The organism is Variovorax ginsengisoli (assembly GCF_030486595.1).
GTDB classification, from domain to species: domain Bacteria; phylum Pseudomonadota; class Gammaproteobacteria; order Burkholderiales; family Burkholderiaceae_C; genus Variovorax; species Variovorax ginsengisoli_B.
Map to the genome: position 1 here is coordinate 278,871 of NZ_JAUJZH010000006.1, position 12,243 is coordinate 291,113.

Annotated in this window: 11 protein-coding genes and 1 pseudogene; 3 read left to right on the forward strand and 9 right to left on the reverse strand. The window is 62.1% G+C overall.

The genetic code is table 11. The features are described 5' to 3' along the window. Positions 1–154 precede the first annotated feature (154 nt). From QZH52_RS11240 to QZH52_RS11275, 8 genes are all read right to left on the reverse strand, one after another. Positions 155–2,542, reverse strand: coding sequence for a penicillin-binding protein 1A (locus tag QZH52_RS11240; RefSeq protein WP_301808220.1), 2,388 nt, complete (start codon positions 2,540–2,542; stop codon positions 155–157). Positions 2,543–2,655: 113 nt separating this feature from the next. Beyond that, positions 2,656–3,963: a ClC family H(+)/Cl(-) exchange transporter gene (locus QZH52_RS11245; RefSeq protein WP_301808180.1), complete on the reverse strand. Its 1,308-nt coding sequence runs from the start codon at positions 3,961–3,963 to the stop codon at positions 2,656–2,658. A gap of 527 nt (positions 3,964–4,490) precedes the next feature. After that, positions 4,491–4,733, reverse strand: coding sequence for a hypothetical protein (locus tag QZH52_RS11250; protein ID WP_301808222.1), 243 nt, complete (start codon positions 4,731–4,733; stop codon positions 4,491–4,493). A gap of 418 nt (positions 4,734–5,151) precedes the next feature. Continuing rightward, entirely contained in the window at positions 5,152–5,406 is a 255-nt protein-coding gene (locus QZH52_RS11255; protein WP_301808182.1) for a LysR substrate-binding domain-containing protein, read from the reverse strand. Next, a complete protein-coding gene (locus QZH52_RS11260; RefSeq protein ID WP_301808184.1) occupies positions 5,387–5,647 on the reverse strand; it encodes a hypothetical protein in 261 nt (86 codons plus the stop codon). Before QZH52_RS11260 ends, QZH52_RS11255 begins: the two co-directional genes overlap by 20 nt. Before the next feature lie 59 nt (positions 5,648–5,706). Beyond that, the gene (locus tag QZH52_RS11265; RefSeq protein WP_301808186.1) at positions 5,707–5,952 is read right to left on the reverse strand and encodes an SDR family NAD(P)-dependent oxidoreductase; all 246 of its coding nucleotides are present in this window, start codon (positions 5,950–5,952) and stop codon (positions 5,707–5,709) included. Positions 5,953–6,114: 162 nt separating this feature from the next. Continuing rightward, on the reverse strand, positions 6,115–6,396 hold the full coding sequence (locus tag QZH52_RS11270; RefSeq protein ID WP_301808189.1) for a hypothetical protein: 282 nt from the start codon (positions 6,394–6,396) through the stop codon (positions 6,115–6,117). A 114-nt stretch (positions 6,397–6,510) separates the two neighbouring features. Continuing rightward, positions 6,511–7,281, reverse strand: coding sequence for a DeoR/GlpR family DNA-binding transcription regulator (locus tag QZH52_RS11275; protein WP_301808223.1), 771 nt, complete (start codon positions 7,279–7,281; stop codon positions 6,511–6,513). 95 nt (positions 7,282–7,376) lie between these two features. On the opposite strand from QZH52_RS11275, the gene QZH52_RS11280 reads away from it, so the two are divergent. The 3 genes and pseudogenes from QZH52_RS11280 to QZH52_RS11290 all read left to right on the forward strand — a co-directional run bounded on the left by QZH52_RS11280 (position 7,377) and on the right by QZH52_RS11290 (position 10,104). After that, a complete protein-coding gene (locus QZH52_RS11280) occupies positions 7,377–7,970 on the forward strand; it encodes an NUDIX hydrolase (RefSeq protein WP_301808226.1) in 594 nt (197 codons plus the stop codon). 202 nt (positions 7,971–8,172) lie between these two features. Then, the gene (locus QZH52_RS11285) at positions 8,173–8,937 is read left to right on the forward strand and encodes an IS5 family transposase (RefSeq protein ID WP_301808192.1); all 765 of its coding nucleotides are present in this window, start codon (positions 8,173–8,175) and stop codon (positions 8,935–8,937) included. 60 nt (positions 8,938–8,997) lie between these two features. Continuing rightward, a pseudogene (locus QZH52_RS11290) lies at positions 8,998–10,104 on the forward strand (IS630 family transposase). A gap of 233 nt (positions 10,105–10,337) precedes the next feature. Here QZH52_RS11290 and QZH52_RS11295 read toward each other — a convergent pair. Continuing rightward, complete coding sequence (locus QZH52_RS11295; RefSeq protein ID WP_301808194.1) at positions 10,338–11,456, reverse strand: IS110 family RNA-guided transposase; 1,119 nt, start codon at positions 11,454–11,456, stop codon at positions 10,338–10,340. Positions 11,457–12,243 lie beyond the last annotated feature (787 nt).

A 12,243-nucleotide genomic window follows, 5' to 3' on the forward strand; every position in this document is an offset into this window, starting at 1 on the left:
CGCGGATCAGGCGCCGATTTTGAGCGCGCATGGAAGATCGAAAACCGCCCAGCAAGTTCAACCCCCTCGGTGAGCCCCGTGGATTGGCTCGCATGTAACTGTGTGTGACGCGGCTGCGAAGGCGGCTGAACGCACCGCGAGGCGGGCCCGTGCCCTAGTTGCGGAACAAGTCCATGATCCGGCTGCGCTCGTCCGACGGCGGCTCAGGCTTCGTTGGCGGGGCCACCTCGACGGGAACGGGTGCGGACACTCCCCACGGGTTGGCGAGCCCACTGCCCGGTGCAAAGTCTTCGTAGTACCACTCGCCACCGACATGGACCACGCCGTCGGGCGGCTGTAGTTCGGTCACGGGCACACCTCGGATCGCGGTCTCCATGAAACTGATCCAGATCGGCAGGCTCAGGCTGCTGCCCGTCTCCTTGTCTCCCAGGCTGCGCGGCGTGTCGTACCCCATCCAAGCGATGGCGGTCATCGTCGGCTGGAAGCCCGCGAACCAGGTGTCGATCGAGTCGTTGGTGGTTCCCGTCTTGCCATAGAGATCGTCGCGCTTGAACGCCTGATAGGCCTTCGCGCCGGTACCGCCCTTGACGACGCTCTGCAGCAGCGTGTCCATGATGAAGGCGTTGCGCCGCGGAATGGCGCGCATCGATTCATTGAGCTGCGTCGGCCGGGGCGCGACCAGTACCTTGTCCTTGTGGTCGGTGATGCGAGTGATCAGGTAAGGATTGACGCGATAGCCGCCATTGGCAAACACCGAGTAGGCGGTTGCCATCTGCATCGGCGTGACCGCACCGGCGCCCAACGCCATCGGCAGGTAGGCAGGGTGCTTCTCGCGATCGAAGCCGAAATTGGTGATCCAGTCCTGCGCGTAGCGGATGCCGATCGATTGCGTGACGCGCAGCGTGACCATGTTGACGGACTTCATGAGTGCGGTTCGAAGCGGCATCGGTCCGGAGAAGGTCCCCCCATAATTCTTCGGCGCCCATGGCTGGCCGCCTGTGGTGGCCGCGTCGAAGTAGAGTGGGCCATCGTTGACCACGGTGGCCGGCGTGAAGCCTTTTTCAAGCGCTGCCGAGTAGATGAACGGCTTGAAACTCGAGCCCGGCTGACGCCACGCTTGCGTGACATGATTGAACTTGTTCTTGTTGAAATCGAAGCCGCCCACCATGGCCTTGATGGCGCCGTCGCGCGGATCCATCGCAACGAACGCTCCTTCGACCTCGGGCAGCTGGGTCAATCCCCACGCATCCTTCGGCGTCTTCGCAAGGCGAACCACCGCCCCTCGACGGATCATGATGTTGCGTGGCGCCTTGTCCGCCAATCCCGACTGCACGGGACGCAGCCCGTCGCCGACGATGTGGAAGGTCTCGCCGTTCGCACGCACGGCCGTCACCTCCTTGGCACTGGCCTTGAGCACCACCGCGGCAATCAGGTCGCCGTAGTCGGGGTGCTCCGCCAGCGCGTCGTCGATCGCGCCTGCGCGCTTGCCCGGATCGTCGGGCAGATCCACGAATGCTTCCGGTCCACGGTAGATCTGGGTTCGCTCGTAGCCCACGATTCCGTCGCGCAGCGCCTTGTAGGCGGCCGACTGGTCGACCGCAGAAATCGAGGTGTAGACCTTGAGTCCGCGGGTGTAGGTGGCATCGCCATACTGTGCGTAGATCAACTGACGCACGGTTTCGGCTACATATTCAGCGCGCAGAAGCGCGGGGCCGGGGGGATCGCGCAGCCGAAGCTTCTCTTGCCGGGCCGCCGTCGCTTCCTCCGGCGTGATGAAACCGTTTTCCTGCATTCGGTCGATCACATAGAGCTGGCGTTCTCGTGCCCGCACGGAGTTGTTGACAGGGTTGTTGGCGCCAGGCGCTTTGGGCAGCCCCGCCAGCATGGCCGCCTGCGCGATCGAGATATCCTGGAGCGGCTTGCCGAAATAGGCCTCCGAGGCCGCAGCGAAGCCGTACGCCCGCTTGCCGAGAAACACCTGATTCAGATAGATCTCGAGGATCTGATCCTTGGTCAACAGTTGCTCCAGCTTGAATGTGAGCAGAACCTCGTAGACCTTGCGGGTCACGGTTTTTTCGGAAGTCAGGTACGCGTTGCGTGCCACCTGCATCGTGATGGTCGAGCCACCTTGGCTCTTCGCCCGGTTCAGGTTTGCGTACCCCGCGCGCAGCATGCTCTTGAAGTCGACCCCATTGTGGTCGTAGAAACGCGCGTCTTCCGCGGCCAGCACGGCGTCTTTCATCAACTTGGGTATTGTCGAGATCGGCGTGAATTCGCGGCGCTCTTCACCGTATTCGCCGATCAGAATGCCCTCCGAGGAAAATACCCGCAGCGGCAGCCTCGGGCGATAGTCCTGAAGCTCGGCAACATTTGGCAGGTTCGGATAGGCGACCACGAGTGCAGTCAAGACGACGAACGACAAGCCCAGTGCCGCCGCCAGGGCCAGCCCTGTGAACCAGAACACGACGCGCAGGAGCCAAGATCGCCAGGATCTGGAAATCGGCTTGTCGGCGTGTCGCGAAAAATGCGATGGGTCGGCCATGGCAGCAAGCAAGATGCTCGACGGCCAAGTGTCGCCGAATTGCCGCTGAAACGCCTGCGATTTCGACGAGGACCACTCCACCAACCCGGGTCGTTCCGTAGCCTCGCCTCGTTCTATCCGGAGGTACGCAGTTTGCGTTCGGCCCGTTCGCGCAACAGGTCGTAGATCGGCGGGATGCCGAGCAGGTTCATCATCACCATGGCGCCAAAGCAGGCCGCCAGCATCGGCAGCAGCAAATTGACGCTGCCCGTCATCTCCACGGCCAGGCAGATTCCCGTCAGCGGCGCACGGACGACTGCGGTAAAGAACGCTGCCAGGCCGACGACGGCGTAGGCGGTCGGAGACGCGCTGTCCGGAAACCACTGCCCGTACAGCCGACCGAATACGAGGCCGATCTGCGCGCCGAGGACGAGCATCGGCGCGAACAAGCCGCCGGGCGTGCCGGCCGCATAGCAAAGGGGACCGAACGCGAAGCGGAATGCGAAGATCAGGCCGATGGCGGACAGGGATCCGGCGTTGAGCAGCGCCTGCTGCGTGAGCGCGTCTCCGCCTCCGACCCATGCGGGCGCCAGCCAACCCAGGAGGCCGACGCCGCCGCCGACCAACGCCGCCCGAGCCGCTACCGGAATCCCGTCAGCCTGATCGGCTATCGCCAGTGCGCCCATGACGGCGCGCGTGTAGGCGGCAGCCACGAGCGCTGCAATGACACCGAGGGCCACATGGACCGGCACCGTCGCGAAGCCGGGGAAGGCTTGCGCCGGCACGGCGAAATCCGGCTCCACGCCCACGAACACGCGCGCCACGGCGATCGCGCCCGCCGAGGCACCCAGTGCCGCGGCTGCGGTGCGCGTGTCGAAACGCCGCAGCAGTTCCTCCAGCACGAACACAGCGCCGGCGATCGGGGCGTTGAAGGCCGTGGCGAGTCCCGCGCCCGCGCCCGCGGCGAACAGCACTCGGGCGTCGACTCGACCGCGCCGGAACAACCGGCCGATCAGGTCCGCGATCGAGTGCCCCATCTGCACACTGGGCCCTTCGCGACCGAGGGCGAGGCCGGAGCCGATGGCGAGCACTCCGCCGACGAACTTGACAATGGCGGTGCGCACGGGTCTGCCCGGTTCGCCGCCGTTGATCGCAGCCTCGACCTCAGGTATGCCACTACCCGCCGCATTCGGGGAAATCCTGCTCACCAGCGCTGCGGCAAACGCAGTCGCCGCAGCGGCGCTGGCGACCACGAGCAAAAGGCCAGTGAGCCCCTCCTGATGCGCCCAGGCAATGTACTCGCCTCGCAGGGCATCGGCCCCCTGAAGCAGGAGCCTGAATACGGCGCAGACGAGCCCCGTGGCACATCCCACGAGCAGCGACAGCAGCGCGAGAACCAGCGTGCCGGCTCTGCTGTCGTCCTGATCGAGATCTGGCGCCATATTGTTGTCACTCGAGGGGACTGCCTGCAGACGCGGCGCCGATGATGACGTGGTCGGAGGTCGCGCGCGCTTTCAGGCGCAATTTTCCTTTGGCCTCAGCAGCAGCCGCAGTGGGCCTCAAAATGTACCAAACAAGAAGCTTCTAGGGGCTTCCGGAGAAGGGGCTGTTTCAAACGTCGCAACCTTGGCGGGCTTCGCCGAGGCGATTTTGCAAGCTGGAGCACGTGCTGGTCTCGCTATCTGGCGACGAATTTCGGCGTGTTACCAATCTTGCGCTGAAACTTGTAGGGCGCCAGCGTCGAAACGCCTGGTCAAAAGGGTCGCGGGCATCGCGATACGCCAGCTGCCGATCGACGTACGCGCCTTCACAAAACTAAGGGTGCGGCAGACGTGCGGCGGAAGCGGACTTCACTCACTCAAAGAATTGTGTCGTCGCAGAAGCTCCGACCCGCCTGCCGATGCTGCCAAATAGCCGCCTCCGGGAATTGCTGCCGCATCACTGGACGTCTGCCGCCTATTGTTTGCCATCATGGGAAGGTCAAGTCCAAACCGAGCATCCCGCTAAGCCCGAAAGTCAGGAGCAAGAGGCCCAGGAGCGACAGCGCGAAGACTGCGGCCACCTTGCCGCCTGCGCGCAGCACCGCGCCGCTCTTCTCCTTCTCCTTCCCCTTCTGTCCTCGTTCGTAATGCCACTTGATGGCCAAGAACATGCACGTGCCGAACACGAGAACCTTGAACGTAACGAAGACTATAGGTACCCAATCCATTATTTCGAGTATTTCCAGGTTGTTGCTTGACACCATCTATCGTCAGCAGCACGACGTCAGAACGCTGCTTCGGCTGCTTCATTTTTGTGTTCAACCCTTCGTCGAATCAACTTCCCATCGTGTCTGTCAGCGCGGCTGCTTGTGGCCGCCCGACGCGATAACCGCTTTGCGTGTGACCGATAGTCTTGCGATAAACACCTGATATGCATAGGTTCAGAACCCGTGAATTTCACCATATCAGACGACCTGTGCCCGCAACGCGATAGGAGCTCTACGCTGAGGAGGTCACCCAGCAAATTCGCACTGGTCAGTGAAGGCTGGCGACTGACTGCAAGCAGTCTTGACCTGTCACCCCAAAATCCCGAACTTATCCTCTCGCACAGAGTGCTACGGACTTCCGCACACAGTTCCACCTGCTGCGTCACCGACGCTCGGCAAGCTTGGGCGAAATTCGTTCAGCCAGAAAGTCGATGAAGGCGCGCAAGCGAAGCGGCATGACCCTTTGGTTCAAGAAGATCGCGTTGATTTCCTCGATGTCGCCGGCATTGAAGCCCAACAAGATCTCCACGAGCCTGCCAGCATGAATGTCGTCTGCCACATAAATCAAGCCAAGCCGCGCGATGCCAAGGCCTCGCAGCGACAGATCGCGCGTGGTTTCACCGTTGTTGCTCGGCATTCCGCCGCGAACAGGGATCAGAACAAACTTGCCACGCGCACGCCGAGGCGCTCATAGGTGCGCCCACTTCTTCACTTCTTCGCGAGCATCCTGGGAAGTAGTGACGCGACAGGCGCACGCCCGACATCACGTTGACTTCGATCATGCACAGCCAATCGTCATCGGAGATCTCGCCGAAGGGCTTGGCCTCGTAGAAGTCGAGCTTGTTGGCGAGGATGTCGGTGTCGACCAGTGCGGCCACCCCTGCGGCCGTACTCTGATCGGGGACGACAGCCGATACATTGCTGCCGGGCGCGCTGGCTACGATTTCGGCCAGGGCCGCGTCAGCTTGTCGCGGCTGCGGCCGGTAAGTGTGACAGCGACGCCCTCGCGTGCCAAGGTACGGGCGATCGCCAGGCCGATGCCCGCGGTCGCGCCGGTCACGATGGCTGTCTTGGACTCGAGTTGACGGTCAATTTGTCGCTCCTCGATCAGTTGGCGGCCGGGGGCGGGTATTTGTCGATGTCCTCCCTGGAAGGCTCGCCGTGCAGCCAGTTGACTTTCCATCCGCTCTCGAGGATGTTCAGTGTCTGCGAGCCGGCAGGAAGCCAAGCTTCGTGCTCGGTGCCCCCGGCATGCCGAAGTAAGCACCGTTCTCGCCTTGTAGCGACCACCGTTCGACTCGAGGACGTGCGTACCGCCGGCCACGACGATGTGCGCTTCGGCCAGTTAGTGCGTGTGGGGCTTGATCTGCACAGCCATGGGCGTGCGAAACATCAGTAGCGTCAGGTTTGTCTTCGGGTTGACATGCAGGATGGCATATTCGGGTGAGTTCTTCCCTGCGGACGGGATCGTCTTCTCCCACTTGAGATCGCGAGGATTTTTCAGTTCTGGCAGCTCCATGGCCGCCGGAATGGCCGTGGAAGGAGCGGCGGGCGTAGCCGCCGAAGGAAGGGACGACAACAGGGCAACCAGGACGGCGCCGGCGGCAAGCGTTTTGGAGAGTTTCAAAGTTGGCTTTCGATGGAACCGGGTGGATGTCGCTCCCCTTCGAAGGGCGTGAGGCAAGTGTCTTTCTTGCCTCCGGTTTCAGTAAGCCGAAGAGTTCACATGCCGAGGGAAAACTCAACGCGCATCGCCGTCCGCGCGAACCAGCCCCACGCCGGCCTTGCGCAATGGCTCGATCATTTTTCTCGACGCCTGCGTCGAATGCACGATGCGTCCTGCGCGCTTGAGCGGATGAACCTGCCAGGCCGAGACAGCACCGAGCTTTTCGGAAGAAGCCAGCACCACGGTCTCGGCTGACGCATCCATCAGCGCGCGCTTGACCTGCGCCTCCTCCATGTCGCCCGTGGTGAGCCCAGCCTCTGCCTGCACGCCGGTGACGCCCATGAAGTAAGTGTCGGCGCGAATGCGGGAGATGGCCTCCATCGTGGCCGCCCCCACCGTGACGACCGAATGCTTGAACAGGCGACCGCCCAGCAGGACGACCTCGACGTCTGCGTGGGAGACCAGTTCGACCGCCACCGACGGGCTGTGGGTGACGACCGTCGCGCGCAGGTCCATGGGCAGGTGCCGCACCAGTTGCACAGCGGTCGTGCCGCCATCGATGAAAACCACTTGCCCGCCAAGGACGAGCCCCGCCGCGGCGCGTCCTATCGCCACCTTTTCCTCCGGCACGAGTTGCATGCGCCGCGCGAAATCGCCTTCGGCCGCTGCCACGGGCAAGGCACCGCCGTGCACGCGCTTGAGCAGGCCTTGCGCCGCCAGCTCGCGCAGATCGCGCCGGATCGAATCCTCCGACAAGCCCAGTTGGGCGCCCAGATCCTTCGCGACGATGCTGCCTTCGCGACGAAGCAATGAAAGGATGTGTTGCTTGCGCTGGCTTGTCAGCATTTCATGTCCTTTGATCGGGGGTTTTCGAACCGCACGGAAACCGGTTTGCACGATATTGCTTGGTTTTGCACGATTCTACCCATATGATCGGCACCATGAATCTGCAAGATCGCGTGCGGGTGCGCAAAGTCACCCTGCTCTCCGACAACTGGTACACGCTGAAGACGACGAGCTTCGACTGGCTGCGCAATGACGGCCAGTGGCAGCGCATGAACCGGGAGACCTATGACCGCGGCAATGGCGCCACGCTGCTGCCCTATGACCTCGTGCGCCGCACGGTGCTGCTGACGCGGCAGTTCCGCTACCCGGCGTTCGTGAACGGTTGCGGCGACCTGTTGATCGAGGCGGCCGCGGGTCTGCTGGACGACGCCGAACCCGAGCAACGCATCCGGGCGGAGGTCGAGGAAGAACTGGGCTACCGGCTCGGGCCGGTGCGCAAGATCTTCGAATGCTTCATGAGCCCGGGTTCCGTCACCGAGCGCCTGCACTTCTTCGTCGCGCCCTATGACAGTTCAATGCGCATCGGCGCTGGCGGTGGACTGGCCGAGGAAGGGGAAGACATCGAGGTGCTGGAACTGAGCATCGACGATGCGTTGGCCAGGGTGGCCGATGGGCGTATTGCGGATGCCAAGACCGTCATGCTTCTGCTGCACGCCCAACTGCATGTGTTTGGAGCGGCGCAACGCTGAGCATATGACGCTCGAGCGCGCGCCCCCCGCGCGCGCGGCGGTCTAGAACGAGATTAAAGTTTGCCCCGGCACCTCCGCTAAGTACCTGCCACCGTTAGGTTTTTTTGCCCTCGCCTGCTAGTGTCGTGAGTTAGAAGTTCGTTGAACTAGGGCGTGTTAACACTAACTGAGTTGACCATGGATGACGACAGATAATTCATGCATGGAGATCACACCAGCCCAATTCGCCCAGATCGAGCACTGCCTGCCTCTGCAGCGCGGCAATGTAAGCCTCTCGAATTTGGACGTGTTGAATGCGATCCTTTATGTTGCAGAGCACGGATGCAAGTGGCGCGGCCTGCCCAAGCGCTTCGGCAACTGGCACACCATCTACACGCGCATGAATCGGTGGTCCAAGAGCGGCGTGCTGGATCGCGTGTTTGCCGAGCTTCAGCAGGTCCAGGTCGTGCGCATCAAGATCGAGGCGGTGTCGCTGGACAGCACCATCGTGAAGGTTCATCCCGATGGCACTGGTGCGTTAAAAAAAAACGGTCCCCAGTCTATCGGTCAATCCAGAGGCGGGTGGACCACCAAGATTCATATGGTTGCCGCGGATGCTCGAACGGCCGTAACGTTTTCCCTCTCGCCTGGCCAAGCGCACGACGCGCCCGCAGGACGCGCTTTGCTGAGCAGCTTGGGTGCACCCGACCGACCTCTCCACCTGCTCATGGATCGCGCCTACGAGGGCAATGAGACACGGCAGTTGGCACTCGATCTGGGCTTCATTCCTGTCGTTCCGCCCAAGCAAACCCCGATGACGCCATGGGAGTACGACCGAGCGATGTACAAACGTCGCAATGAGATCGAACGCCTCTTTCGGCGCCTCAAAGGCTACCGCCGGATCTTCTCTCGCTTCGAAAAACTCGATGTGATGTTCATCGGCTTCATCAGCTTCGCGCTGATCGCCGACGGACTTCGTTTGTGTTAACACGCCCTAATCAAAGAGCGCCGAATCGATCGTGTACCGTATGCACACGACGAGGCGGCCATGCGAGGAAGACCTAAGACAGAACTGGTGCTGAGCGAAACCGAACGCGAGCAACTCACGGCGCTGACGCTGCGGCGCAAGACTGCACAGGCGTTGGCGTTGCGGGCTCGCATTGTTCTGGCCTGCGCCGAAGGCGTGGACAACAAGGTGGTTGCAAGCCGCCAGCGCGTGACGCAGCAGACGGTCTCGAAGTAGCGTGCCCGATTCGTCGAGCATCGACTGGACGGACTGCTTGACGCGCCTCGGCCTGGCGCACCGCGAACGATTGACGACGCGCGGGTCGACGCCGTGATCGCCAAGACGCTGGAGAGCGTTCCAGACGCGGCGACGCACTGGAGCACACGCACCATGGCGCGCGAAACCGGCCTGTCGCAAACGGCGGTGTCTCGCATCTGGCGCGCATTCGGACTTCAGCCGCATCGCCAAGAGACCTTCAAGCTCTCCAGCGATCCGCTGTTCGTGGAAAAGGTGCGTGACATCGTCGGGCTGTACTTGGACCCGCCGCTCATGGCCATGGTCCTGTGCGTGGATGAGAAGAGCCAGATTCAGGCGCTGGACCGCACCCAACCCTTGCTCCCCCTGGCCCCGGGCATCCCTGAGCGGCGCACTCACGACTACGAGCGCCACGGCACGACCACGCTCTTCGCGGCGTTGGACATTGCCACCGGATCCGTCATCGGGGACTTGCATCGCCGCCATCGAAGCACCGAGTTCCTGCAATTCCTGCGCACCATCGAGGCCAACGTGCCAGCAGTGCTGGACATCCACCTCGTGATGGACAACTACGGAACACACAAAACTCCCGCCATCAGGAACTGGCTTGCCCGACATCCGCGCTTTCGGGTGCACTTCACGCCGACCTCTGCGTCCTGGCTGAACCAAGTCGAACGCTGGTTCGCCACCCTGACGCAGAAGTACATCCGCCGCGGCACGCATCGCTCCACGCGCCAGCTCGAACAGGCCATCAGGCACTACATCAAGATCAACAACCGCGACCCCAAGCCGTTCGTCTGGTCCAAGACTGCCGATGACATCCTTGCGAGCGTCGAGAGATTTTGTTTGCGAACTTCTAACTCACGACACTCATATGGTCGCCATAGTCAATAGCGTTAACGAATGGGTTGTGGTGTGAGATGGGATCGCTCCGGTGATGCGACACGAACGTTGCAGCGACGATGAATCAGACTCATATCCGCGGATTGGTTACCAGCACGATTCGTCGCGGGCCTGCCTCGTTCTAACGCCGGGGATCTGCCTTTCGGTGCCCCTGTAGTGTGGCCGAGGGTTGCCCAATCGGTGCCCGTGCCACATCACCGCAGCGATCCCTGCTCACGCCGCGCTCAGGCTGCCTGTTCCTCCTCGCGTCGTACCTGCAGGCCGATCGCCCAGATGAAGCCGGCCAACTCACGTGCGACAGCGACGCAGGCCTTGTTGATCTGCACCCCGCGATTGCGCAGCGCGGCAAACCGTTGCGTCAGCCTCAGCTGCGCCTTCCAGGCGGTCGTTCGGATCGACTCTGGCAGCGCTTCTTGGCGCGCCAGCGCCTCGCGGCCGATTCGAGCCTTGAAGCGATAGTTCCAGGCCGATTCGGTCAGCAGCCGGCGTGCGTGCGCGTTCCCCGTCTTGGTAATGCTGCCACGACTCGTTCGCTCGCCGCTCGAGTGCTCCGAAGGAACCAAGCCGAGGTATCCCATGAGCTTTCGCGGATGCGAGAAGCGCGCGAGGTCGCCAATCTCGGCCATCAGGCTGATCGCCGTGATCGCGGCAACCCCACGAAGCGCTTGGAGCGCACGGACTACCGGCTCAAAGCGCCAACCCGTGATCGACGCCACCGGTGCCTTCGTCAACCGCTCGACTCGCTCGTCAGCGGCCTCCACCGTGTGCCAATACTCGGTAAACGCCGTCTGGGTGGCGCCGGCGTCGAAGTTCAGCGTCGACAGCCAGCGGTAGTAGGCAATGCTCCACGAGGTCTTGCCGGGGTAGCGGATGTCGTGGCGCAGCAAGAAGCCCTTGAGTTGGTGCCGGGCCTGGACACGGCTGTTGACGGCGTCTTCGCGCGCGCGCGCCAAGTCGCGGATCGCTTCGTCGCCAGGCTCGGGTATCCACACGGCACTCAACTGTCCGGCGCGCGAGCACTCGGCCAGTTGAATGCAGTCACGTCCATCGGTCTTGACTCGGTCGCCCGGACGCCGCGGGATCTGCGAAGGGGCAATGATTTCGCAGAGGTAGCCTCTTTCCTTCAAGGCGCGTTGCAGCCCGAAGCCGGTCGGTCCAGCCTCATACACGATGTGCAACTGCTCGGCGGATCCGATCTTTGCCAGCACTTTCAGAAGCTTGTTCAGATCGTGCGTCACCTTGCCAATCAACCGTGCCGGTGCTCGCCCCAACTCGGCCGCGGAAACGCTGATGCTGTCCTTATGGACATCCAGGCCCACGTGAAACTTGGTACGCTCTTTCATGGCCGGTCTCCTTGTGTTGCTGACGACGAAAGTCACAGCATGTAGCTCTACACGCCTCGGCGTGCAACCTACGATGTTGGAGACCGGCCGCCTACCCTGGGACGGCGACCATCATGTCTAGACAGCCTTGTTAGAGCGTACCCGCAGACCGCCTGTGCTGGCCTCCCGACAGCAGGCAAATGCCTGGGCATCGCAACAGTATGAAGGCTCCAACCGAAATTTGCATTTGTTTGGGTCATCGCAGCCAGACTACGGCAACTGGTGATTCTCAGATCAGGTTCCGTGGTCTGAGTTCGTCTCGGCTCATACTAGATCACACCTTGCCGGTGACCGCTCCGATCACGGCCAGGCCGAAGGCGTGGAATGTTCTTTTCAGCAGCCGAGTTTCAATCAGCTCTCATTGCTCGATCGTCAATGATCGGCTGGGGCTGAGCGGCTGAGTCGAGACGCGCGGCTTGGCGATGCCGGCGATCGGATTGCCGATCAAATAGTTCTGATCAACCACAAGGCCTGACGCAAGGCACTCACTGATAGCGGGCGTTACCAATCACGGTCTGACCTGTCTTGCCATCACTTCATGATCGCCTGATCAACCTTGCCGTATTCATCGATGCCGTGGACCTGGAACGCGTTCTTTGCCAGGTCGATGTCAACAGTCGTAATCTTCATGGTGGACAGAGCCGGCTCCGGTCGTCTGAACACGCATCGACCTGAGTTAAGTGGATTGGCTGCGGTTTGATTCTTTCAATCTTCAGGCCCCTGCCAGGCCGCCGGAGGCGCCCCGGTT